Source organism: Streptomyces sp. NPDC002156 (assembly GCF_053593675.1).
In genome coordinates, this window is sequence record NZ_JBSFDA010000002.1 from 70,315 (window position 1) to 93,275 (window position 22,961).

Consider the following 22,961-nt stretch of genomic DNA (forward strand, 5'->3'; position numbering starts at 1 on the left):
CTGTTTCAGGACGCCTGGGTCCCTGCGCGGTCCGTGCGGGTGATCACTCCGCAGTCCGGCGGGCCCGGCAGGTCGTGGTCGGGGGATCCGGGGAACTCGTCCTCGTCGGGGAACGTGATGCCCGTCTTCTCCATGATGGGCGCGCACTTCTTCAAGGCCTTGCGGAAGTCGTCGAGATCGGTGCGGTTCCGGTCGCCGCGTTCGCCCCCCAGCTTCGTCTGCAGGCGGATCTCTCCGTCGTCGTCCTTGACGGCGTGGAAGCTCGGGAAGCGGGTCTGGCCCTCGTCGCGCATGCACGCGGCGAAGTCGTCGTTCGCCTCGTTGACGTCGTCGGGGGCGTTGTCGGTCGGCTCGTACTTCAGACCGAACGCCTCGCCGCCGCGCGGAGGTTCGGGGGTTGTGGGACCCGGCGTGCCGGTGGATCCGGATCCGGTCGCAGTGGTTCCGGTGGTTCCGGTCGCCGTGGCCGCCGTCGCACTGACCGTGCCCAGCGCGACGACCGAGATCATGGCGCAGGCCAGGGCGAGACGCCGGGGGCGGGCCGCGAGTACGGGCATGGGTGCCTCCAGGTGGGGTCGTGGGTGGTGGTGATGTCGTGGGTGGTGCGGGATCCACGGAAGCGCGTCGCCGGTTACAGCAGCGGAACGGGCGGACTTATCGCCCTGTAACCGGCCGCGCGCCACACTGACCGGCATGCGTGTGCTGGTGGTCGAGGACCACGAAGAACTCGCCGAGACCGTCGCCGCGGGCCTGCGCCGGGAGGGGATGGCGGTCGACCTCGCCTTCGACGGCCCGACCGCGCTGGAGCGCGCCGCGGTCAACGGCTACGACGTCGTCGTGCTCGACCGCGATCTGCCAGGCGTCCATGGCGACCAGGTGTGCCGGACGCTGGCCGGGGGTGGCAGCCGGGCGCGGGTGCTGATGCTGACGGCGTCCGGGACGGTGGCCGACCGGGTCGCGGGGCTCGGACTCGGGGCCGACGACTATCTGCCGAAGCCGTTCGCCTTCATGGAACTCGTCGCGCGGATACGGGCGTTGGCGCGCCGTGCGCAGCCAGCGTTGCCGCCGGTGCTGGTGAGCGGTGAGCTGCGGCTCGATCCTGCGCGGCGGGTCGCCACGCGGGCCGGGTGCCAACTGCCGCTCAGCCCCAAGGAGTTCGCCGTACTGGAGCTGCTGATGGGGGCGCGCGGGAGTGTGGTGTCCGCGGAGGAACTGCTCGAACGGGCCTGGGACGAGGCCGCCGACCCCTTCAGCCAGACCGTGAAGGTGACGGTGAGCCGGCTGCGGCGGAAGCTGGGGGAGCCGCCGCTGATCGAGACCGTCGAGCGGGCGGGGTACCGGCTGTGAGATCCGTCGTGAGGGTGGCGCTGCGTGGGCCGCGCAGTATCCGGTGGCGGTTGACCCTGCTCTACAGCGCGTTGTTCGCGGTCGCGGGGGCGGTGCTGCTGAGCTTCACGTATGTGCTGGTGGCGAACTCCGAGCCCGGGGTGAGGGTCGGGAGTCCCGAGCGCCGGGACACGGTCTCCAAAGGCATCCCCGAAGGCCCTGACGCGCCGCTCGTCGCCCAGTACGTGCAGCAGCGGCTGTCGGTGCAGCGGGACGAGCAGTTGCAGCAGTTGCTGATGGAGTCGGGAATCGCGCTGGCCGTGATGATCGTGGTGTCGGTGGCCCTGGGCTGGCTGATGGCCGGGCGGGTGCTGGATCCGCTGCGGACGATGACGGCCGCGGCTCGTCGTATCTCCGCCGACAACCTCCACGAGCGGCTCGCGGTACCCGGGCCCGACGACGAGCTGAAGGCGATGGCCGACACCTTCGACGCCGTACTCGCCAGGGTGGAGGGGGCGTTCGAGGCGCAGAAGCAGTTCGTCGCCAACGCCTCGCACGAGCTGCGCACCCCGCTCACTCTGCAGCAGGCCCTTGTCGACGTGGCGCTCGCCGACCCCGACGCGTCCGCCGGGACCCTGCGGGCCACCTGCGTACGGGTACGTGCGGCGGGCCGGGAACAGGAACGGCTCATCGACGCGCTGCTCACGCTGGCGCGCAGCCAACAGGGGCTGGAGCGGCGGCAGTTCGTGGATCTGGCGGAGGTGGTGCGGGGGCGGTTGCCGCAGGAGGGTGGTGGACGTCCTTGTGTGGAGGCGGAGTTGGGGCCGGCGCCGCTGCTGGGGGATCCGCAGCTGATCGAGCGGCTGGTGGTCAACCTCGCCGACAACGCCGTGCGGCACAACTTGCCCGAGGGGGAGGGGAGTTGGGTGCGGGTGTGGACGGGGGTCGACGGTGGGTGGCCGGTTCTGCGGATCGAGAACAGTGGGGCGGTGATCGGGGCGGATGAGGTGCGGGGGTTGTTTCAGCCGTTCCGGCGGTTGGGTGGGGCGCGGGTGGTTCGGGCGCGGGGGGCCGGTGGGGCGGGGCTCGGTCTGGGGTTGTCGATCGTGGCCGCTGTTGTTGCCGCGCATGGGGGTGGGGTGGTGGCCTGGGCTCGGGAGGGGGGTGGGTTGGGGGTGGAGGTGAGGTTGCCTGCGGCGGCTCGGTTGACGCAGGGCTCGTGAGGGGGAGGGGGGCTGGGGTTGCGGGGAGGGCGCGGGCCCGTTGTGGCTTGTCGCGCCCACGCGGCGGAGCCGCATGATGTAACAGCCCCGCGCCCCTATGGGGCGCTTGTGCGCGCGGAGTGGCATGCTGCCCGGGTGCCAGTGCCCTGTCTGTCCGTGCCCCTCGCCCGTCGGTCCCTGTTGCGTGCGCTGGGCGGGGGAGCTGGGCTCGGGGCCCTCGCCGGGTGTGGTGTGCCCGCTGCTTATGTGGCCCCGGGGGAGCGGGCCGGGGGCGATCTGTCCGGTCGGGACAAGCGGCTGGTCTGGGCGAACTGGCCGCTCTACATCGACACCGACGACGAGGACACCACGCGGCGGCCCACGTTGGAGGGGTTCGAGAAGCGCACGGGGATCACTGTCGACTACGTCGAGGAGATCAACGACAACGACGAGTTCTTCGGGAAGATCAGCCCGGCGCTGATGAACCACCAGAGCACCGGCCGCGATCTCATAGTCATCAGTGACTGGATGTGCGCGCGGTTCGTGCGGCTGGGCTGGGTCCAGGAGATGGACCGGGCCCGGCAGCCGAACGTCACCAAGTACCTTGATCCGCAGCTCCGTTCACCCGCCTTCGACCCCGGCCGCAGGTTCACCGTGCCGTGGCAGTCGGGGATCACCGGTATCGCGTACAACCGCCGCAGGGTCGGCCGGGAGATCCGGCACGTCTCGGACCTGTGGGCGGACGACCTCAAGGGGCGCGTCACCCTGCTCTCCGGGCTGGACGAGGCGTTCGCGCTGCTGATGCAGGGCAACGGGGTCGACATCACCAAGTGGACGGCGGACGACTTCGAGCTGGTCTGCGAGCAGGTCGCCGCGCGGGTGCGCAGCGGGCACATCCGCCGCTTCACCGGCAACGACTACATCAAGGACCTCGCCAGTGGCGACGTACTCGCCTGTCAGGCGTACTCGGGTGACGTGATCCAGCTCCAGGCGGACGACCCGGACATCCGCTTCGTCGTTCCGGAGGAGGGCGCCGAGCTGTGGGCGGAGTCGTTGATGATCCCGAACCTGGCGCGGCACAAGGCGAACGCGGAAGCGCTGATCGACTACTACTACCAGCCCGAGGTCGCCGCCGAGCTGGCCGCCTGGGTCAACTACGTCTGCCCGGTGCCGGCCGCCCAGGACGTACTGGCGTCCTCCAAGGACGAGGACACGGCCGCCCTCGCCGAGGACCCGCTGATCTTCCCCGACACCGCCATGCGCGAGCGGCTCGCGATCGCCCGGGACATCACCGGGAAGGAGCGGGTGGAGTTCGCCAAGCGGTGGAATGTGATCGTGGGGTTGTAGCAGCCGCCCTGTGGTGTCGTGTTGTCCGGCTCTCGGTACGGGAGTTGGCGAGCGAGGAGCCGTCGACGCCCGGAACAACCGTGAAGGCATGGGCAGTTCGCGGGTGGCTAGCCGGACTGTCGGACGATCACCCGTGCCGGTTCAGGGGTGAGGCCATCTGTCGGCAGCCCCAGTGCGTGGCGCGCGGCGATGCGGCCGAGGGACTCCGCGTCCAGTCGTACGGTGGTCAGGGCCGGGGAGAACAGGGCGCCGTGCGGGGTGTCGTCGAAGCCGATGACGGCGAGGTCTTCCGGGGCCCGCAGGCCGAGGTGGCGCATCGCGGCGAGCGTCACGAGGGCGAGGTCGTCGTTGTAGGCGGCGAGGGCGGTGACCTTGGGGTGTTGGGTGCGGAAGGACCGTAGTCGTTCGCCGGCCGCCTCGGGGTCGCCGGGGAGGACGAGCGTCGGGCAGTCGGTCAGGCCCGCGGTGTCGGCGGCCTGCCGCATCAGCCGCTCGCGCAGACCGGCGAGGACCCGGAGTTCGGGCGTGTCCGGCAGGACGGTGGCGATGTGCCGGTGGCCACGCTCCACGAGGTACTGGACCGGGACGTCGGCCTGTGCGGAGAACGCGGTGAGGGAGGCCTCGGTGCCTGTTGCGAGCGCGTCCGCGTGGCCGGCGTCGCCCAGGTCGATCACGGCCCGGGCGGAGACGGCCTGGGTCACGTCGGAGAGGGCCTGCGAGGAGAGGTGGCCGTGCAGCACCAGGAGTACGTGCTGGTGCGAGGCGAGTTCGGCGTCGAGGCCGCGGATGTAGCTGCCGAGGCCGCTGCCGGTGGGGACCCCTTCGACGTTGAGCAGGACGATCCGGGACGTCCCTTTGCGTAGTGCCTGTGCCGAACCGTTGGGGACGTAGCCGAGCGTGCGGGCGGCCTCCCGTACCCGCTCCCGGGTCTCCTGCGAGACATGCCCGGCGGCGCCGTTGAGGACGAAGCTCACCGTCGTCTGTGAGACGCCGCTCACCCGGGCGACGTCCTTGGCCGTCACACGCGGGGACTGTCGCGGGGACCGACGCGTGGGCTCGCTCACGTGCTTGCTCCTCCATTCCGGGCCTCGGGTCTTGTGCGCTCTCGGGCGCGGTGGTTAAGGTACCGCGAACTCATGGTAATTCGATTTACCAAATGGAAGAGTGCCGATGAAGCTCGACCTGGTCGCCCCGGAACTGCGTCGCAACGTCACGCGGATGCCGCGCCTGCCGCTCCGCCCGAGGTGGGTCTTGCGCGGTGTGCGCGTCCTGGCCCGTCGGCACAGTCCCGGTGAGCCGGTGGAGGGCGTCGACGTCGAGATCGTCGACGAAGGCCAGGGCATGCGCGTGTACACCCCGGCCGGTGGTGGTTCGGGGGCGGCACTGCTGTGGGTGCACGGCGGTGGCTACGTCATCGGCGACGCCCTGCAGGACGAGGTCTTCTGCTCCGCGACAGCCCAGGCGCTCGGCATCGTGGTCGTCTCGGCGAACTACCGCCTCGCCCCCGAACACCCCTTCCCGGCCGCTCTCGACGACGCCTTCGCCGCCTGGGAGTGGCTGGGGAAGTCGGCCGGAGCCCTGGGGATCGACCGGGAACGCGTCGCCGTCGGGGGTGGCAGCGCCGGTGCGGGGCTGGCCGCCTGCCTGGTGCAGCGGCTGCACGATGCCGGCGGTGCCCGGCCGGTCGCGCAGTGGCTGTTCGCTCCCATGGCCGACGACCGCACCGCCGTACGCCGCGAACTGGACCCGGTGCAGCACCGGGTGTGGAACAACGCCGCGAACCGGTTCGGCTGGGCCGCCTACCTCGGCGCCGAGCCCGGCGGCCCCCGCACCCCCGACTACGCGGTCGCCGCCCGGCGCGCCGACCTGCGCGGACTGCCACCCGCCTGGATCAGCGTGGGCGACATCGACCTGTTCACCGACGAGTGCCGCACCTACGCCGAACGCCTGCGCGACGCGGGCGTGGACTGCGTCTTCGACCTCGTCCCCGGCGCGCCCCACGGTTTCGAGACATGGGCCCCCGACTCGCGCCTCGCCCGGGAGCTGCTGGAGCGCAGCCGCGCCTGGCTGGGCGCGCAACTGACCGGCTCGGCTTCGTCGGCGGTTCCCGGCGAGGCGTAGGTCTTCATCGGAGGGCCGTTTCCGGGCCCGTCCGTGTTGAGGCCGGTGAACGAAGCCGGTCGGCCCGAAGGCGGACCGGCTCGCTCCATGCCGACCCGGTGTCAGCCCATCCCGGCGTCGCCCGTAGAGGTCGCCGGCCCGGCCGCCGAGCAGCAGCAGTCCGCCGAAGGCCAGGGCGTAGGAGTTGACGATCCAGGCGAGGTTCGCGTCGGACACGTCGAGTTCGGTCTGGATGGCCGGCAGGGCGATGTTCGTGATCGTGGCGTCGAGGGTGGCCGGGCGGTTCGCCGCGTATGATTGAGACTCGGTGTCATTTGAGCGACCGGAGGTCGTCGGCGGGGTGGGTGCAACAGTGCGCACGAATACGAGGGACATCGCACGAGCCGCCGTACGGGCGGAGCTGGCCCAGGTGGCCTTCGAGCTGTTTCGGTCCGAGGGGTTCGACAAGGTCACCGTGAATGACCTGGCCGCTGCCGCCGGCGTGTCCCGCTCCACCTTCCTGCGCTACTTCGGGACCAAGGAGGACGCCGTCCTCAGTGCCGTCGACGCACAGGGCGAGAAGATCGCCGACGCACTGCGCGCCCGCCCGGCCGGCGAGGACGACTGGACGGCGCTGCGGCACGCGCTCGGCGTCATCCTGGAGCCCCATCGCCAGGATCCGGCCGGCGCTCTGGTCATGTCCCGTCTGATCATGGACACGCCCGCGCTGTGCGCCCGCAGCCAGGAGAAGCAGGCAGGCTGGCGGCCCGCCATCGCCGCGGCCCTCGCCGAGCGCGCCGGCTCGTCCGGGCCCACGGCACTGGGCCCGCTGGTGCGGGCCGCCGCCGCGGTGGACGCCCTGAACATCGCCGTCAGCCACTGGACCTCCTCCGACGGCGGCCCCGACCTCGACGCCCTCCTCGACGAGGCCTTCGCGGCGCTCGCGCTCCCGTCGGCGTGATCTGAACGGCAGATCGATCTCATGCGCCGGCAGCTCTTTTGAACGTGTTCAACTCAAGCGTATGCTGCCTCCATGAGCGACAGAGCCGCCCTTCTCAAGGGCATCCGCGCCTGGTTGGTCCTCTTCGTCGTCTGTCTGGTGCTCAGCGGTGCCACCGCCTTCCCCCTCGTGCACGAACTGCGCTGGACCGAGAGCCTGTTGCGGGCCCTGTCCGTCCCCGAGCAGCTGCCGGGGCTGACGGACTGGGTCGCGCGCGTCCGTGACGGTCTCGACGCCACCGACGAGCGCTACCCGTTCGTCCTCTACGGCACGGACTGGCTGGCCTTCGCCCACCTCGTCATCGCGGTCGCCTTCTACGGGCCCTACCGCGACCCCGTACGCAACATCTGGGTCGTCGAGTTCGGGATGATCGCCTGCGCCGGGATCGTTCCGCTCGCGCTGATCTGCGGGCCGATCCGAGGAATTCCCTTCTGGTGGACGGTCATCGACATCTCGTTCGGGGTGTTCGGTGTGATCCCGCTGTACGTCGTACGGAAGCGGATCAAACGGCTGGAGGCGCTCAGCCCGGTGCCTCCGGCCGCCGCGGCCGTCACCGTCTGAACGCCGCCTCGATGATGCGCCCGGCGACCGGATTCATGTCGTAGCCCTTGGCGTCGGTCGAGTTGACGGAGTAGACGAGGGTGCGGGACAGGTCGCGGGTGCCGACGACTATCGTGTTGTAGCCCCAGCGGCCGCCCGACTTGCCCCACAACTCCGTGCCGTCGTCGGTGACATGCCGTTGGAGGCCCGCGCTCATCGTGGCCCCGGGGACATCGGCGGGCACGGTGAACATCTCCGTCAGCTGAGGCTCGGGTACGACCTGTCCACGGAACAGGGCGGTCAGCAGTCGCTCCAGATCCGCCGTCGTGGAGATCATGGCCCCCGCCGCTCCGGTGTCCGTGGTACCCCACACCGTGACGTCGCGCAGCTCCGTCGTCCCGTCCGCGCGCGGCACGGCCTGGTAGCCGTGGTTGTGCGGACCTCTGATCTCCGGGTCGGTGCCCGGGAGGTACGTGTCCCGCATCCCCAGCGGGCCGAAGATCCGGCGGGCCGCCTCCCGCTCGTACGAGTGCCCGGTGACCCGCTCGATCAGCACCTCCAGGACGGTGTAGCCGATGTTCAGGTAGTGCTGCCCGGTGCCCGGCGCGAACTCGGGCTCCTTCGCGGTGGCCGACGCGACCATCTCGCGGGCCGTGTGGAGGTCGAAGCGGTGCGCGTACACCTCCTCGAAGGTGTCGCCCGGGAGGTCGGGGACCGGAATTCCGCTGGTGTGGTTGAGCAGTTGGCGCACGGTCACGTCTTTGTACGTGGCCGGGATCAGCTCCGGCAGATAGTGCCGCGCCGGCCGGCCGAGGTCCACGTCACCCTCCGCCGCGAGCTGCAGCACGACCGCCGCCGTGACGACCTTGGTCGTCGAACCGGCCCGGAAACGCCCGTCCGGGTCCGCCGGGCGCCCGCTCGCGAGGTCGTGCACCCCCGCACTGCCGTGCCAGTCCGGGCCCTTGCCGCCGACCCGTACGAGCGCGGCGGTCGCGTCCGCGTTCGGCAGCCCGGTGATCGCGGCCCGCAGGGCCTTGGCGTCGGGGCCCGAGACCTGCGCGGTCGCCGGGGCGGAGGTGGCGAGCGCGGGTGCGGCCAGCGGGCCGGCCGCCAGGGCGAGGGTGAGGGCGGTGGCGAGAGCCGTGGTGCGTAAGGCGGTGCGGGTGCGGGTGCGGGGGCGTGTGGTCATCGGCTGCTCCTGGAGGCGGTTGGTGTCGATGTTCACATCCTTGATCCATGCGGGGTGGCGCGGATCGTCACCGAGGATGACGTCGACCCTGGTGTCGGCCCGAGGCCAACTGGGTTACCGCGTACGGAAGTTGTCGGGGTTCGCACCTAGGGGCCGTGTCCTGGCGGGCCTGCGGGGGAGGCAAAAACTGTTATCGGGGGCGCCCCCGATCCGTCTCCCCGGGCGACCTGGTGTGTGACTGGGGTGCGGGACTGGTGTGCAACAGGGCGACGTAAGGTGCACACACGTACGAGAAAGGGCTTTTGTGGACGGGCGCCAGTGGAGTTCCACCATCGCTGCGGCGCAGGCCGGTGACCGGCGGGCGCTGGACGAGCTGGTCGCGGGCTGGCTGCCGCTGGTCTACAACATCGTCGGCCGGGCCCTGAACGGTCACGCGGACGTCGACGACGTCGTGCAGGAGACCATGCTCCGGGCCGTCGACAACCTGGGCTCACTGCGCGACCCGGACAGCTTCCGGTCGTGGCTCGTCGCCATCGCGATGCGCCAGATCCGGGACCGCGCCCGCCGCCGTACGACCGACACCCTGCGCGACGAGACCGCCGACGGTGCCGCCGACTTCGCCGAACTCACCGTCCTGAGGCTCCAGTTGGAGGGGCAGCGGCGCGAGGTCGCGGAGGCGGTGCGCTGGCTCGACGACGAGGACCGGCAGCTGCTGTCGCTGTGGTGGCTGGAGGTCGCCGGCGAACTCACCCGGCGGGAGCTTGCGGCGGCCGTCGGCATCAGCCGGCAGCACGCCGCCGTCCGTGTCCAGCGCATGAAGGAGCGCCTGGAGGCCTCGCGCGGAATCGTACGGGCGCTCGACGGTGCCTGCCCCGACCTGCGCGAACTGACCGCCCGCTGGGACGGCGACCCGGACTCCGTCTGGCGCAAGCGGCTGGCCCGGCACATCAGGGGGTGTGCGTACTGCGCGAGCCCCGGCGAGGCGGTCGTCGTACCGGCGGAACGGCTCCTGGTCGGCATCGCGCTCGTGCCGCTGCCCGTCGGCTTCACCCTGTCGCTGGCCTTCGGCGGCAAGACGGCCGCGGCAGCCACCGCCGCCGCTTCCGTCGGCTGGTCGGGCAAGGTGCTCGGCGCCCTGACCAAGCCGGCCGTCGCCCTGAGCGCCGGGGCGACGATCGTCGCGGGCGGCGCGTACGTCGTGACGCAGGCCCCGGAGGACCCGCCGCCGGCCATCGCGGCCCCCACGGCCCGCGCCCAGTCGCCCGAGGCCCCCACCGCCTCCCCGCCCCGGTCCCCATCGGCATCCCCCTCCCTCTCCCCTTCCCCGTCCCCGTCGGCGACCCGGCCGAAGACCGACGTGTACGGCACGGTCGTCGACGCCGCCGACACGGCACCCGACCCGAACGCCCGCCCCGCCGTCCTCCCGCACCGGACCGAGTCCGGGATCACCAGCACCGGCGGCGCGCACGCCACCATGAACCACCGCGGGGACAGCGTGACGCTCACCGGCAAGGGCTATGTCCTCGTCCGCTGGCAGATCTCGCCGCAGTACCGGTCCGGCAGCCTGGTCATGCCGACCTGGACCGCCCTGAAGGGCAAGCTCTTCCATGTCGCCTCGGGCGGCGGGCGCCGCATGGACGACAGCGTCAGCACCACCGACACCACCGCGACCGGCATGGGCAACGCGACCACCGGCTACACCGTCCTGCCAGCCGGCACCCAGCAGATGTGGCAGAACGAGTACTTCTACGTCGACGGCAGCGTCACCCTCACCGTCAACGAACGCGGCGCCGACTACGGCCTCAACGTCTTCCCCACGACCTGGGACAAGGTGGAGCAGGACGTGACCAGCGGACCCCCCGAGGGCGTCACCCGCTACGGTCTCGTCCGCGACACCGGCAAGGACGACACCCCGGTTCCGCAGTACGTCACCCGGGCCACCCCGACCGACCCGGCGACCGTCGCTCAGGCGTCCCGTGTGTAGTGGTCCTGCGTGTAGTGGTCCTGCGCCTCCATGACCTCGTCACCGTGCTCGAAGGCCCACACGCCGAAGGCCTCGACCGGGGTGAGTAACGACCGCCCCAGATCGGTGAGTTCGTACTCCACACGCGGTGGCGAGCCGCCGTACGCCCGCCGTCGGACGAGCCCGTTGAACTCCAGCCGCCGCAGTGTCTCGGTCAGCACCTTCTGGCTGATGCCGCCGATCCGGTCCCTCAACTCCCCGTGGCGCACGGGCCCTTGGCGCAGCGCCCACACCACCACCGGGTTCCAGGTGTTGCCGAGCAGATCGAAGGCGAGCCGCGCCCGGCAGTCGGCGAGGAATGGCGGTCCGGTGTCGGTGGTCACGTACCGAATGGTGCCCCAACGGCCTTCTACCGTCAGCAACATGAGAACGAGAAGGCGAGTGGGAATCCTCGGTACGGGGGGAATGGCGGACGCCCTGGGCGCCCAGTGGGCGCGGGCCGGTCACGAGGTCTTCGTCGGCGGCCGGAACGCCGGACGCGCGGCGGACCTGGCCCACCGCATCGGCGCCGTCGGCAGCGGGGGCCTGCGGGAGGCGGCGGAACACGGCACCGACGCCGTACTCCTCGCGCTGCCCTACCCGGTGGCGGCGGAGACGGTCGCCGCGCTCGAAGTTCCGCTGCGCGGGCGGGTGTTGATCGACTGCACCAACCCCGTGGGCCCGGGCTTCGCCCTGCTGACGGCGGGCGGCCCCTCAGCCGCCCGGCGCATGGCGTCCGCCGCCCCCGTCGCCCATGTGGTCAAGGCCTTCAACCTCTGCCACGAGGACGTCTGGCGCCTGACCCCGCCGGTCTTCGACGGCCGCCCGCTCGCCGTCCCCCTGTGCGGCGACGACGAACACGCGCTGTCCGTCGTACGACAGCTCGTCCGCGACCTGGGCTGTGAGCCGCTGAACGCCGGGAGCCTGGACCGGGCGGCCCTGCTGGAGGCGACGGCGGCGCTGCTGATCGGGCTGTGGGTGGGGGAGGGGGCGGACGCTCAGGCGATCGCGCCGCCACGGGAGTTCGCGGGCGGGCGCACCTGACACGTCGGAGGCTCCGTCACCCCTTGCGCAGCGCGCACAACGCGGCGATGCGGTTCGTGGTGATCGAGTCGACGCCCACGTCGAGCAGTCGCCGCATGGAACGGCGGGTGTCCGGGGTCCACACCGACAGCAGGTAGCCGTCCCGGTGCACCCGTGCCGTGAGGCTCCGGTCGACGAGGGCGAAGCGGTAGTTGAGCCAGCGCGGGCGCACCGCGGCCAGCAGGGCCGGGCGCGGCGGCGCGAGGGTCTTCCAGGTCAGGGCGATCTCGGCGGACGGGTCGGCCGCGCGCACGGCGAGCATCGCCGGGGCGTCCGCGCAGTAGTACGCGCGGTCCTCCGCCGCGCACTCCCGGACCGCGTCCACCACCCGCCGTACCGCCCGCGCATCGGGCGACCCCGGCAGATCGATCATCACCCGGCTGCCCTCGGTCACGGCCAGCGCCTCCGCGAGCGTCGGCACCCCGCCCTCCGTCAGCCCGTGCACCTCGGCCGACGACAGCGCGGCCAGCGGCCGGTCCTGCTCCCACAGCCGCTTCAGCGTCGCGTCGTGCAGCAGCACGGGCACGCCGTCACGGGTGAGCCGTACGTCGAACTCGACCGCGTCCGCGCCCTGGTCGAGCGCGGAACGCAGCGAGTCGACGGTGTTCTCACGGAAGCGGTAGGGGTCGCCGCGATGGGCCACGGCGGTCACGTTCTGCATGGGTCCATTGTGCTGGGACGGGGCCCGTGATGTTCCCCGGTGTCCCTCAGCGGGCGAGCCACGCCGAGGTGTACGTGTCGATCTCGGCGGCCAGCGCGGCCTTGCCCGCCGGGTCGAGGAAGGAGGCCTCGACGGCGTTCTTGGCGAGGTCCGCGAGACCCCACTCGTCGAGGTCGAGCAGCCGCCCGGCGACCGCGTACTCGTTGTTGAGATCGGTGCCGAACATCGGCGGGTCGTCGGAGTTGATCGTCACGAGGACGCCGGCCCGCACGAACTCCTTGATCGGGTGCTCGTCGAGCGTACGAACCGCGCGCGTGGCGATGTTGGAGGTCGGGCAGACCTCCAGGGCGATGCGCTGCTCGGCGAGGTGCGCGAGCAGTTCGGCGTCCTGGGCGGAACTCGTACCGTGCCCGATTCGTTCTGCGCGCAGATGGTTCAGCGCGTCCCAGACGGTCTCCGGCCCGGTGGTCTCGCCCGCGTGCGGCACCGAGCGCAGTCCGGCGGCGATCGCCCGGTCGAAGTACGGCTTGAACTGCGGCCTGGGTACGCCGATCTCGGGCCCGCCGAGCCCGAACGAGACCAGCCCCTCCGGGCGCAGCCGGTCGTCGGTGGCGAGCCGTACGGTCTCCTCGGCCGCTTCGAGCCCGGCCTCGCCCGGGATGTCGAAGCACCAGCGCAGTACGGTCCCGAACTCGGCCTCGGCCGACTTCCGGGCGTCCTCGATCGCGTCCATGAAGGCGCGCCCGTCGATGCCGCGGCGGGTCGAGGAGAACGGCGTGATGGTCAGCTCGGCGTACCGGACCTGCTGCCGGGCCAGGTCGCGGGCCACCTCGTAGGTCAGCAGCCGTACGTCCTCCGGGGTCCGGATGAGGTCCACGACGGACAGGTACACCTGGATGAAGTGGGCGAAGTCCGTGAACGTGAAGTAGTCGGCCAGGGCTTCGAGGTCGGTGGGGACCTTGGAGTCGGGATGGCGCGCGGCCAGCTCCGACACGATCCGCGGGGAGGCGGAGCCGACGTGATGGACGTGCAGTTCGGCCTTGGGCAGCCCGGCGATGAAGGCGTGCGGGTCAGGGACGCCTGCCGCGGAGCGCTGGTGGTTGTCGGTCAAGGGTTCCTCCCCGGGAACGGCGCCCCGGACATGCGACGGTCGGCGGGACGCGGGTGATCGGCTGATCGATGACTCGGGGATCATCGTAGGCCGGGTCCATGGGGAGACGCCCACAGGATTTCGTCCCGGGGCGGGAGCGGGCGCGGGCGCGGCGACTGGCGGGCAGGGGAGTGGCGGGAGGGGATGCCGAGGTCCCCCGTCGCCCTGTGATCCCGGGCCGTAGCATGACGGGAACGTACGAACGAGGGGACCCCACGCATGTCCGACGCCGCGCAGCCGCCGCATCCACCGGAGAACGTCCCTTCGGAGGGGGCGAGTTCCGAGGGCGCGGCGACCGGTGAGACCGTCAGCGAGAGTCCCGCGAGCGGTACGCCTGCCCGGGTCCCGCTGGACAAGCCTCCGGCCTCCGGCGGCACCGCGGACTCCGGGCCCGAGTTCGATCCCTGGGCACCGCCGGCCGAGGATGCCTCGGGCTCCGGGGCCACGTTGTTCTGGGACGACGGGGGTACGACCCCGCCGCCTCCCTCTGCCCAGGGCCACCCGACGGTCCCCGCGGCGCCGGCGTCCGCCTCGCCTCCGTCGGCTCCCCAGCCGGCCCCTGCCCCGGCCGCCCCGCCCGCGCCCCAGCCCTGGGCCAACCCGTTCGCCCCGCCCGGCGGTCACGTGGCGGGCACCCCGCAGGACAACCCCTTCGCGCCCCCTGCCCCGCACGGCTCGTACGCGCAGCCCGCCGCGCCCGTGCCTCCGCCGCCCATAGCCCCCGACGGGCCCGGACAGGCCCCGCACTCCTACCCGGCCGGACCGGTGTACGGCTACCCGCAGCAGCCCGGGTACGGCGGTGGCGGTCCCGTGTATGCCCCGCCCCCTCCGGCCTACGGCGGTGGCCCTGGCTACGGCTGGGCTCCCATGGCGCCCCAGCCGAGCAATGGCATGGGTACGGCCGCGCTCGTGGTCGGGATCGTCTCGGCCGTCATCTTCTGTCTGTGGCCGCTGGCGATCATCCTGGGCATCCTTGCGGTGATCTTCGGTGTGATCGGGCGTGGGAAGGTTCGCCGGGGGGAGGCGACCAATGGGGGGCAGGCGCTGGCCGGGATCATCTGCGGGGCGGTCGGGATCGTCATCGCTGTGGCGTTCGGCGTCGTCGTCATCGCCTTTGGCGACGACAGTGACGCGAGTACGTTTGATGACGGTTACTCGACGGTGCTGGTCCTGCGGGGCTAGCGAGCAGAACGACGGGGGCTTGGGGTTGCACTGATTCTGCGGGTGCGTCGTGGCTGGTCGCGCAGTTCCCCGCGCCCCTATGGGGCGCTCCTCTTAGCCCCGCAATTGCTCCCGTGCCGCCATCAGTGCGAACCCCAGCAGATTCGGCCCCCGCCAGCGCTCCGGATCCTGTGCCGCCTCGTCGTCCGCTGCGAGGCCGATGCCCCATACGCGGTCCACGGGGCTTGCCTCCACCAGGACGCGGTTGCCCGTGGCCAGGAGGAACTCCCGTAGTTCGGGATGCGCGGCGAACTTGTGGACGCTGCCCTCGACCACGATGCCGAAGCGCTCGCGCTGCCACACGGCCTCGTCGAAGCCGCGTACGAGACGGCCGGCCTTCTTCGCGAGTGCCGGGTTCGGTGCTGTGATCGCCCGGTGCTCCGCCTCCGGGTCCTCGAACAGGCGGGCCTTGGCGGCCATCATCCAGTGCTCCGCCGTCGCGTACTCCACCCCGGCCACCGAGAACGGGGCCGGCCACCACTGGCTGAGACAGTTCGCTCCCACGCGGCCGTCCTGGCGTGGCCGGTGCCCCCAGAAGTGCAGATACTTGATGCGTTCCCCCGACCGGACCGCGCTGACCAGCGTGTCCCGAGAATCGATCTTCCTCATGCACGCGAGTCTGGCAGCCACCACTGACAACGCGTCCTGCCTTTTCCCGTTCGGCTCGACACCTGGTCGACAGATTCCGTCGCGTAACCAAAAGGCAACAACGGAATCCCTTGTTGGAGTCCACTTACTCTGTCAGGATCGGCACTCAAATCGACCTGGAGCTACGTTGACCCCCGCAAATCGGGGAGGGCGACGGAGGAGAGCGACATGCACAATCCGGGCCATCGCTTCCCGGCGCAGGAGCGGCTCGCGGCCGGCGCGCAGTACATCGCGGGCCGTCTGACCCACGGCACCTCCGGCCGTACGTTCGCGGTCGTCGACCCCGCCACCGGCGACGAGGTCTACACGTACGAGCTGGCCGGTCCTGACGACGTGGACGCCGCCGTCGCAGCGGCGCGTGCCGCCTTCCCGGGCTGGGCCGGGGCCACCCCGGGCGAGCGTTCCGACGCGCTGCACCGCTTCGCCGCCGTCCTCGCCGACCGCGCCGAGGAATTCGCCCGCGCCGAGTCCCTCCAGTGCGGCAAGCCGCTCAAGCTGACCCGTGAGTTCGACGTGCCGGGGACGATCGACAACACCGCGTTCTTCGCCGGCGCCGCCCGGCACCTCCAGGGACAGTCGGCCGGGGAGTACTCCGGTGACCACACCTCGTACGTCCGCCGGGAACCCATCGGTGTCGTCGGCTCCATCGCGCCCTGGAACTACCCCCTCCAGATGGCCGCCTGGAAGATCCTCCCGGCGATCGCGGCCGGCAACACGATCGTGCTGAAGCCCGCCGAGCTGACCCCGCTGACCTCCCTCCTCTTCGCCGAGGCGGCCACCGCGGCCGGGATTCCGGACGGGGTGATCAATGTCGTCACCGGGACCGGCAAGGAGGCCGGGGAGCATCTCGTCGGGCATCCCGATGTCGCCATGACGTCCTTCACCGGGTCCACCGCCGTCGGCAAGCGCGTCGCCGAGGTCGCCACCGCCACCGTCAAGCGGCTCCACCTGGAGCTGGGCGGCAAGGCACCCTTCGTCGTCTTCGACGACGCCGATCTCGACGCGGCCGTCAACGGCGCCGTCGCGGGCGCGCTCATCAACACCGGGCAGGACTGCACGGCCGCCACGCGCGCGTACGTGCAACGGCCGCTGTACGAGGAGTTCGTCGCGAAAACGGCTGCCCTTATGGAGGGTGTCCGGCTGGGTGATCCGTTCGCCCCCGGTACCGACCTCGGGCCGCTCATCTCGCACGCGCAGCGCGACCGGGTCGCCGGTTTCGTCGAGCGGGCGCGTGCCTACGCGCGCGTGGTGACCGGCGGCGAGGCTCCCCAGGGGGAGCTGAAAAACGGCGCCTACTACCTGCCCACCCTGGTCGCCGGCGCCGCCCAGGACAGCGAGATCGTCCAGTCCGAGATCTTCGGGCCCGTTCTCGTCGTACTCCCCTTCGACAGCGACGACGAAGGCATCCGGCTCGCCAACGACACGCCCTACGGTCTCGCCGCCTCCGCCTGGAGCCGCGATGTCTACCGGGCGAACCGCGCCACCCGCGAGATCAAGGCGGGCTGTGTGTGGGTCAACGACCACATTCCGATCATCAGCGAGATGCCCCACGGCGGGTACAAGGCGTCCGGCTACGGCAAGGACATGTCTTCGTACTCGTTCGAGGAGTACACGCAGATCAAGCACGTCATGTTCGACAACACTGCGGTTGCCCGAAAGGACTGGCACCGCACGATCTTCGGGGACCGCTGACCGGACACAGGCCGACCGACCAGCGGCCGCACACCCTCCCGAAAGGGCACCAGCGCATGGAGCAGTACGAGCCCGACCGCCTTTCCCCGGCCCAGGTGGCCGCCATGCGGCGCAGCTTCAGGAACGGCAGGGCCGCCCTGACCCGCCGGTCCCTGCTGCGCGCCTCCGCGGGCGGCGCCCTCGTGGCCGGCGGCCTCGGCGCGCTGACCGGCTGCGGCATTCCCGCGGCCGGCAAGACCGCCGGAGGCGTTTCCGCGGACGACTACTCGGCCAAGGAGAAGACCGTCAACTTCTCCAACTGGACCGAGTACATGGACGTCGACGAGAGCGAGAAGCACCACCCCACGCTCGACGCGTTCACCAAGAGGACCGGCATCAAGGTCAAGTACACCGAGGACATCAACGACAACGTCGAGTTCTTCGGCAAGATCAAGCCGCAGCTCGCGGCGGGCCAGGACACGGGCCGGGACATCATCGTCCTCACCGACTGGCTGGCGGGCCGGCTGATCCGCCTCGGCTGGGTCCAGAAACTGGACGCGTCGAACCTTCCGCACGCGTTCGCGAACCTGGCGGAGCAGTTCCGTACCCCCGACTGGGACCCGGGCCGCGCCTACTCGTACCCCTGGCAGGGCATCTCGACCGTCATCGCCTACAACAAGAAGGCGCTCGACGGCGTAGAGGTGAAGTCGGTCTCCGACATGCTCGACAACCCCAAGCTCAAGGGGCGCGTCGGGTTCCTCTCCGAGATGCGCGACAGCATCGGCATGACCCTGCTCGACATGGGCAAGGACCCGGCGAAGTTCACCGACGACGACTTCGACGCGGCGACCGCCCGTCTCCAGAAGGCCGTCGACAAGGGCCAGATCCGCCGCTTCTCCGGCAACGACTACACGGCCGACCTGACCTCGGGCGACTTCGCGGCCTGTATCGCCTGGGCCGGGGACGTCGTCCAGCTCAAGGCGGACAGCCCGGACATCGACTTCATCATCCCGGACAGCGGCTACATCACGTCCACCGACAACATGCTGATCCCCAACAAGGCGCGCCACAAGACGAACGCCGAGCGGCTCATGGACTACTACTACGAGCCCGAACCCGCCGCCGAACTGGCCGCCTACATCAACTACGTGTGTCCCGTCGACGGAGTGAAGCCCTACCTCGCGAAGATCGACGAGTCGGCGGCGGACAACCCGCTGATCATCCCCGACGCGGCGATGGCCGCGAAGTCCCACGCGTTCAGGTCCTTGAGCCAGAAAGAAGAGACGGCGTACGAGGAGAAGTTCGCGAAGTTGACAGGGGCGTAGCCACGCCTGCCCCAGCGGTGCGAAACCTCTCCGACTCCCCAAGGACCACACCATGACCAGCACAGAACACGGCGGCGACGTCCGTCTCTCCGGGATCAGCAAGAACTACGGCTCCTTCACCGCCGTACACCCCCTCGACCTCACCGTCCCGCAGGGCTCCTTCTTCGCCCTGCTCGGCGCCTCCGGCTGCGGCAAGACGACCACCCTGCGGATGATCGCCGGGCTGGAGGAACCTTCCTCCGGGACCGTCTACCTCGGCGAGCAGGAGGTCACCAACCTGCCGCCGTACAAGCGGCCGGTGAACACCGTCTTCCAGTCGTACGCCCTCTTTCCGCACCTCGACATCTTCGAGAACGTCGCCTTCGGCCTGCGCCGGCGCGGCATCAAGTCGGTGAAGAAGCAGGTCGAGGACATGCTGGAACTCGTCCAGCTGGGCGAGCAGGCCCGCAAGAAGCCGCACCAGCTCTCCGGCGGCCAGCAGCAGCGCGTCGCCGTGGCCCGCGCGCTGATCAACACCCCCAAGGTGCTGCTCCTGGACGAGCCGCTCGGCGCCCTCGACCTCAAGCTGCGCCGCCAGATGCAGCTGGAGCTGAAGCGCATCCAGACCGAGGTCGGCATCACGTTCGTGCATGTCACACACGACCAGGAGGAGGCCATGACGATGGCCGACACGGTCGCCGTGATGAACGCGGGGCGCGTGGAACAGCTCGGCTCGCCCGCCGATCTCTACGAGAACCCGCAGACCACCTTCGTCGCGAACTTCCTCGGCACCTCCAACCTCATCGAGGCCGAGGTGGACGCCAAGAGCGGCGACGAGATCGTCCTCAAGGCGGGCGGCGGCAAGCTGCTGCTTCCGGAGGTCCGCTGTTCCGCGCCGACCAGGACCGGCGGCAAGGTGCTCGTCGGGGTCCGCCCCGAGAAGATCTCCCTCACGCACGCGGACGACGCCGGCGACATCCCGGCCGGCCGCAACCGCATCACCGGCAAGATCGCCGACACGAGTTTCATCGGCGTCTCCACGCAGTACGTCATCGACAGCCCCGTCTGCCCCGAGTTCGAGGTGTACGTCCAGAACATCGACCGCGACGCCAGGCTCGCGCCCGGCGCCGATGTCGTCCTGCACTGGAACCCGGCCCACACCTTCGGCCTGGACGCCGACCAGGACATCGACGCGGGCGTCGGCACGGTCGACGAGGAGGCGGCCGCCTGATGGCCACCGCGACCCCCGAAGCGCCGCCCCTGGCGCCCGTCCCGGCCAAGAAGCCCCCGCGCAAAAGGGGCCGCTGGACGCCGTACTGGCTGCTCCTGCCCGGCATCCTCTGGCTGTTCGTGTTCTTCGCGCTGCCGATGGTCTACCAGGCCTCCACGTCCGTGCAGACGGGCTCCCTGGAGGAGGGCTACAAGGTCACCTGGCACTTCGCGACCTACTGGGACGCCGTGGCCGACTACTGGCCGCAGTTCCTGCGCTCGGTGCTGTACGCGGGTGCCGCGACGATCCTGTGTCTGGTGCTGGGGTATCCGCTGGCCTACCTCATCGCGTTCCGCGCGGGACGCTGGCGCAACCTGATCATGATCCTGGTCATCGCGCCGTTCTTCACCAGCTTCCTGATCCGTACGCTCGCCTGGAAGACGATCCTCGCGGACGGCGGCCCGGTCGTCGGAGCCCTCAACTCGCTGCACGTCCTGGACGTCACCAGCTGGCTCGGCATCACGGCCGGCGACCGGGTGCTGGCCACGCCGCTCGCGGTGGTCTGCGGTCTGACGTACAACTTCCTGCCGTTCATGATCCTGCCGCTCTACACCTCGCTCGAACGCATCGACGGACGGCTGCACGAAGCGGCCGGTGACCTCTACGCCAGGCCGTTCACGACCTTCCGCAAGGTCACCTTCCCGCTGTCGATGCCCGGGGTCGTCTCCGGCACGCTCCTCACCTTCATCCCGGCGAGCGGCGACTACGTCAACGCCGACCTGCTCGGCTCGACGGACACCCGCATGATCGGAAACGTCATCCAGACGCAGTTCCTGCGCATCCTCGACTATCCGACGGCCGCCGCCCTCTCCTTCATCCTCATGGCGGCGATCCTCATCATGGTCACCCTCTACATCCGCAAGTCCGGGACGGAGGACCTGGTTTAAATGGCCTTCGTGAACTCCATCGGGCGCTGGCTCAAGAGCCATTTCGTCGTCATCGCGGGACTGATCACCCTCGGTTATCTTCTGCTGCCGAACATCGTCGTCACGGTGTTCTCCTTCAACAAGCCGAAGGGCCGCTTCAACTACGAGTGGCAGCAGTTCTCGACGGACGCCTGGCGCGATCCGTGCGGGGTCGCCGACATGTGCGGCTCGCTCTCGCTGAGCCTCCGGATCGCCTTCTGGGCGACCGTCGGGGCGACCGTCCTCGGCACGATGATCGCCTTCGCGCTGGTGCGGTACCGCTTCCGCGCGCGGGGCTCCGTCAACTCCCTGATCTTCCTCCCCATGGCGATGCCCGAGGTCGTCATGGCGGCCTCGCTGCTCACCCTGTTCCTCAACCTGGGCGCGCAGTTGGGCTTCTGGACGATTCTGATCGCCCACATCATGTTCTGCCTCAGCTTCGTCGTCGTCGCCGTGAAGGCACGCGTGATGTCGATGGACCCGAGGCTGGAGGAGGCCGCCCGGGACCTGTACGCGGGCCCGGTGCAGACCTTCGTACGCGTGACCCTGCCCATCGCGGCGCCCGGAATCGCCGCGGGCGCGCTGCTCGCCTTCGCGCTCTCCTTCGACGATTTCATCATCACCAATTTCAACGCGGGCTCGACCGTCACCTTCCCCATGTTCGTCTGGGGCTCGGCACAGCGCGGAACTCCCGTGCAGATCAATGTCATCGGTACGGCCATGTTCCTGGTCGCCGTGCTGCTGGTGCTGAGTGGAATGGTCGTCAGTAATCGCCGTAACAAGCAAAAGGCGTAATCAGAAAAACCCTGTAGGGAGTTGAAATCATGGCCCCGAGCGCCATGAGTATGTGGACCAAGTCTCTTTCCGACGCCCAGCCCGTCGCGTACTGGCTGGACGACCCCGGCAAGCCGCACCCCGAGCCCGCCCTCACCGGCGGCGAGAGCTGCGATCTGCTCGTGGTGGGCGGCGGCTACAGCGGGCTGTGGACCGCGCTGATCGCCAAGGAGCGCGACCCGCAACGGGACGTCGTGCTCGTCGAGGGCCGTGAGGTGGGCTGGGCCGCCTCCGGCCGCAACGGCGGCTTCTGCGCCGCCTCCCTCACCCACGGCCTGGCCAACGGTCTCGCCCGCTGGCCGGACGAGATCCACCGCCTCCAGGAACTGGGCGCGCAGAACCTCGACGAGATCGAGAAGGCCGTGGCCCGCCACTCCCTGGACTGCGACTTCGAACGCACCGGCGAGATCGACGTCGCCACCGAACCCCACCAGGCGGCCGAACTCCGCGCCTGGCATGAGGAGTTGACGTCCAAGGGTCTAGCGACCGGCACGGAGTTCCTGGACGCGGAGGCGGTACGGGACCAGGTCGCGTCCCCCACCTTCCTGGCCGGCCTGCACGACCGCACCGGCGTCGCGATGCTCAACCCGGCGAAACTGGCCTGGGGGCTCAAGCGGGCCTGCCTGCGTCTGGGCGTGCGCGTGTACGAGCACACACCGGCGCTCACCCTGCGGCCGTACGGCGCGGGAATGGCCGTACGCACCCCCTACGGGTCGGTCCGCGCCCGCCGGATCGCGCTCGGCACGAACATCTTTCCGAGCCTGGTGAAGCGCGTACGGGCGTACACCGTCCCTGTCTACGACTACGCGCTGATGACCGAACCCCTGAGCGAGGAGCAGCTCGCCTCGGTCGGCTGGCGGGGGCGGCAGGGCCTCGGGGACAGTGCCAACCAGTTCCACTACTTCCGGCTGAGCGCCGACAACCGCGTCCTGTGGGGCGGTTACGACGCGATCTATCCGTACGGCGGCCGGGTACGCGCCGAGTACGACGACCGCCCGGAGACCTACGCCAAGCTGGCCGACCACTTCTTCACCTGCTTCCCGCAGCTGGAGGGCGTCCGCTTCACCCACGCGTGGGGCGGCGCGATCGACACCTGCTCGCGCTTCTCGGCGTTCTTCGGCACCGCGCACGGGGGGCGGGTGGCGTATGCGGCGGGGTTCACCGGGCTCGGTGTGGGCGCGACGCGCTTCGGGGCGGACGTGATGCTGGATCTGCTGGCGGGGGAGCGGACGGAGCGCACGGCGCTGGAGATGGTTCGTAAGAAGCCGTTGCCGTTTCCGCCGGAGCCGTTCGCGTGGACGGGGATCGCTCTGACCAAGTGGTCGTTGGCGCGGGCGGATGCGCATGGGGGGCGGCGGAATCTGTGGCTTCGGGCGATGGATCGGTTCGGGTTGGGATTCGACAGTTAGTGGGTCGTTCGTCGGCTGCGGGGCGGTGGGGGCTTGTCGCGCAGTTCCCCGCGCCCCTTACGGGGCGCGTACGCCCGGCTCATGATCGTGACCTGGTTC

General features: G+C 70.5%; 21 protein-coding genes and 2 pseudogenes. 15 read left to right on the forward strand and 8 right to left on the reverse strand.

Annotated features, from left to right (window positions below; genetic code table 11):
• Positions 1-5 precede the first annotated feature (5 nt).
• On the reverse strand, positions 6-557 hold the full coding sequence (locus tag ACWCRB_RS01780; RefSeq protein WP_450994104.1) for a hypothetical protein: 552 nt from the start codon (positions 555-557) through the stop codon (positions 6-8).
• A 136-nt stretch (positions 558-693) separates the two neighbouring features.
• On the opposite strand from ACWCRB_RS01780, the gene ACWCRB_RS01785 reads away from it, so the two are divergent.
• The 3 genes from ACWCRB_RS01785 to ACWCRB_RS01795 all read left to right on the forward strand — a co-directional run bounded on the left by ACWCRB_RS01785 (position 694) and on the right by ACWCRB_RS01795 (position 3,875).
• Positions 694-1,347 (forward strand): response regulator transcription factor, encoded by a 654-nt coding sequence (locus ACWCRB_RS01785; RefSeq protein ID WP_369033204.1) that lies wholly within the window; start codon positions 694-696, stop codon positions 1,345-1,347.
• Positions 1,344-2,549 (forward strand): sensor histidine kinase, encoded by a 1,206-nt coding sequence (locus ACWCRB_RS01790; protein ID WP_450994105.1) that lies wholly within the window; start codon positions 1,344-1,346, stop codon positions 2,547-2,549. Before ACWCRB_RS01785 ends, ACWCRB_RS01790 begins: the two co-directional genes overlap by 4 nt.
• Before the next feature lie 135 nt (positions 2,550-2,684).
• Positions 2,685-3,875, forward strand: a complete 1,191-nt coding sequence (locus tag ACWCRB_RS01795) for a polyamine ABC transporter substrate-binding protein (protein WP_450994106.1) — start codon at positions 2,685-2,687, stop codon at positions 3,873-3,875.
• Positions 3,876-3,982: 107 nt separating this feature from the next.
• On the opposite strand, the gene ACWCRB_RS01800 is transcribed toward ACWCRB_RS01795, so the two are convergent.
• Positions 3,983-4,939 carry a LacI family DNA-binding transcriptional regulator gene (locus ACWCRB_RS01800; RefSeq protein WP_450994107.1) on the reverse strand — a complete coding sequence of 319 codons (957 nt, stop codon included), beginning with the start codon at positions 4,937-4,939 and terminating at the stop codon, positions 3,983-3,985.
• A gap of 106 nt (positions 4,940-5,045) precedes the next feature.
• Between ACWCRB_RS01800 and ACWCRB_RS01805 the strand changes: the two genes are divergently transcribed.
• Positions 5,046-5,996 (forward strand): alpha/beta hydrolase, encoded by a 951-nt coding sequence (locus ACWCRB_RS01805; RefSeq protein WP_450994108.1) that lies wholly within the window; start codon positions 5,046-5,048, stop codon positions 5,994-5,996.
• Positions 5,997-6,107: 111 nt separating this feature from the next.
• Here the strand turns inward: ACWCRB_RS01805 and ACWCRB_RS01810 are convergent.
• Positions 6,108-6,266: pseudogene (locus tag ACWCRB_RS01810) on the reverse strand (MFS transporter); the annotation flags it as partial.
• 82 nt (positions 6,267-6,348) lie between these two features.
• Here ACWCRB_RS01810 and ACWCRB_RS01815 point away from each other — a divergent pair.
• Positions 6,349-6,936, forward strand: coding sequence for an acyl-CoA-like ligand-binding transcription factor (locus tag ACWCRB_RS01815; protein WP_450994109.1), 588 nt, complete (start codon positions 6,349-6,351; stop codon positions 6,934-6,936).
• A gap of 72 nt (positions 6,937-7,008) precedes the next feature.
• Positions 7,009-7,536: a hypothetical protein gene (locus ACWCRB_RS01820; RefSeq protein ID WP_450994110.1), complete on the forward strand. Its 528-nt coding sequence runs from the start codon at positions 7,009-7,011 to the stop codon at positions 7,534-7,536.
• On the opposite strand, the gene ACWCRB_RS01825 is transcribed toward ACWCRB_RS01820, so the two are convergent.
• Positions 7,526-8,704 (reverse strand): serine hydrolase domain-containing protein, encoded by a 1,179-nt coding sequence (locus ACWCRB_RS01825; protein WP_450994111.1) that lies wholly within the window; start codon positions 8,702-8,704, stop codon positions 7,526-7,528. The genes ACWCRB_RS01820 and ACWCRB_RS01825 overlap by 11 nt on opposite strands.
• A gap of 304 nt (positions 8,705-9,008) precedes the next feature.
• Between ACWCRB_RS01825 and ACWCRB_RS01830 the strand changes: the two genes are divergently transcribed.
• Complete coding sequence (locus ACWCRB_RS01830; RefSeq protein WP_450994112.1) at positions 9,009-10,688, forward strand: RNA polymerase sigma factor; 1,680 nt, start codon at positions 9,009-9,011, stop codon at positions 10,686-10,688.
• Here ACWCRB_RS01830 and ACWCRB_RS01835 read toward each other — a convergent pair.
• On the reverse strand, positions 10,670-11,050 hold the full coding sequence (locus ACWCRB_RS01835; RefSeq protein ID WP_450994113.1) for a winged helix-turn-helix transcriptional regulator: 381 nt from the start codon (positions 11,048-11,050) through the stop codon (positions 10,670-10,672). The two genes, ACWCRB_RS01830 and ACWCRB_RS01835, sit on opposite strands and share 19 nt — an antisense overlap.
• A gap of 40 nt (positions 11,051-11,090) precedes the next feature.
• Between ACWCRB_RS01835 and ACWCRB_RS01840 the strand changes: the two genes are divergently transcribed.
• Positions 11,091-11,750, forward strand: a complete 660-nt coding sequence (locus tag ACWCRB_RS01840; RefSeq protein ID WP_450994114.1) for an NADPH-dependent F420 reductase — start codon at positions 11,091-11,093, stop codon at positions 11,748-11,750.
• Between the two features lie 16 nt (positions 11,751-11,766).
• Here ACWCRB_RS01840 and ACWCRB_RS01845 read toward each other — a convergent pair whose 3' ends face one another.
• Both ACWCRB_RS01845 and ACWCRB_RS01850 read right to left on the reverse strand, forming a co-directional pair.
• On the reverse strand, positions 11,767-12,450 hold the full coding sequence (locus ACWCRB_RS01845) for a glycerophosphodiester phosphodiesterase (RefSeq protein ID WP_450994115.1): 684 nt from the start codon (positions 12,448-12,450) through the stop codon (positions 11,767-11,769).
• A gap of 46 nt (positions 12,451-12,496) precedes the next feature.
• Positions 12,497-13,661, reverse strand: a pseudogene (locus ACWCRB_RS01850) (adenosine deaminase).
• A gap of 158 nt (positions 13,662-13,819) precedes the next feature.
• Here ACWCRB_RS01850 and ACWCRB_RS01855 point away from each other — a divergent pair.
• Positions 13,820-14,782, forward strand: a complete 963-nt coding sequence (locus tag ACWCRB_RS01855; protein WP_450994116.1) for a DUF4190 domain-containing protein — start codon at positions 13,820-13,822, stop codon at positions 14,780-14,782.
• Between the two features lie 93 nt (positions 14,783-14,875).
• On the opposite strand, the gene ACWCRB_RS01860 is transcribed toward ACWCRB_RS01855, so the two are convergent.
• A complete protein-coding gene (locus ACWCRB_RS01860) occupies positions 14,876-15,430 on the reverse strand; it encodes an NADAR family protein (RefSeq protein ID WP_450994117.1) in 555 nt (184 codons plus the stop codon).
• A gap of 207 nt (positions 15,431-15,637) precedes the next feature.
• On the opposite strand from ACWCRB_RS01860, the gene ACWCRB_RS01865 reads away from it, so the two are divergent.
• The 6 genes from ACWCRB_RS01865 to ACWCRB_RS01890 are packed head-to-tail and all read left to right on the forward strand — an operon-like array spanning position 15,638 to position 22,862.
• Positions 15,638-17,161: a gamma-aminobutyraldehyde dehydrogenase gene (locus ACWCRB_RS01865; protein WP_450994118.1), complete on the forward strand. Its 1,524-nt coding sequence runs from the start codon at positions 15,638-15,640 to the stop codon at positions 17,159-17,161.
• Between the two features lie 56 nt (positions 17,162-17,217).
• A complete protein-coding gene (locus tag ACWCRB_RS01870) occupies positions 17,218-18,465 on the forward strand; it encodes a polyamine ABC transporter substrate-binding protein (RefSeq protein ID WP_450994119.1) in 1,248 nt (415 codons plus the stop codon).
• A 52-nt stretch (positions 18,466-18,517) separates the two neighbouring features.
• Positions 18,518-19,675 (forward strand): ABC transporter ATP-binding protein, encoded by a 1,158-nt coding sequence (locus ACWCRB_RS01875; protein ID WP_450994120.1) that lies wholly within the window; start codon positions 18,518-18,520, stop codon positions 19,673-19,675.
• Positions 19,675-20,601 carry an ABC transporter permease gene (locus tag ACWCRB_RS01880; RefSeq protein ID WP_450994121.1) on the forward strand — a complete coding sequence of 309 codons (927 nt, stop codon included), beginning with the start codon at positions 19,675-19,677 and terminating at the stop codon, positions 20,599-20,601. Before ACWCRB_RS01875 ends, ACWCRB_RS01880 begins: the two co-directional genes overlap by 1 nt.
• Positions 20,602-21,414, forward strand: coding sequence for an ABC transporter permease (locus ACWCRB_RS01885; protein ID WP_369033175.1), 813 nt, complete (start codon positions 20,602-20,604; stop codon positions 21,412-21,414).
• Positions 21,415-21,443: 29 nt separating this feature from the next.
• Positions 21,444-22,862 carry an NAD(P)/FAD-dependent oxidoreductase gene (locus ACWCRB_RS01890; RefSeq protein WP_369033174.1) on the forward strand — a complete coding sequence of 473 codons (1,419 nt, stop codon included), beginning with the start codon at positions 21,444-21,446 and terminating at the stop codon, positions 22,860-22,862.
• Positions 22,863-22,961: the final 99 nt, after the last annotated feature.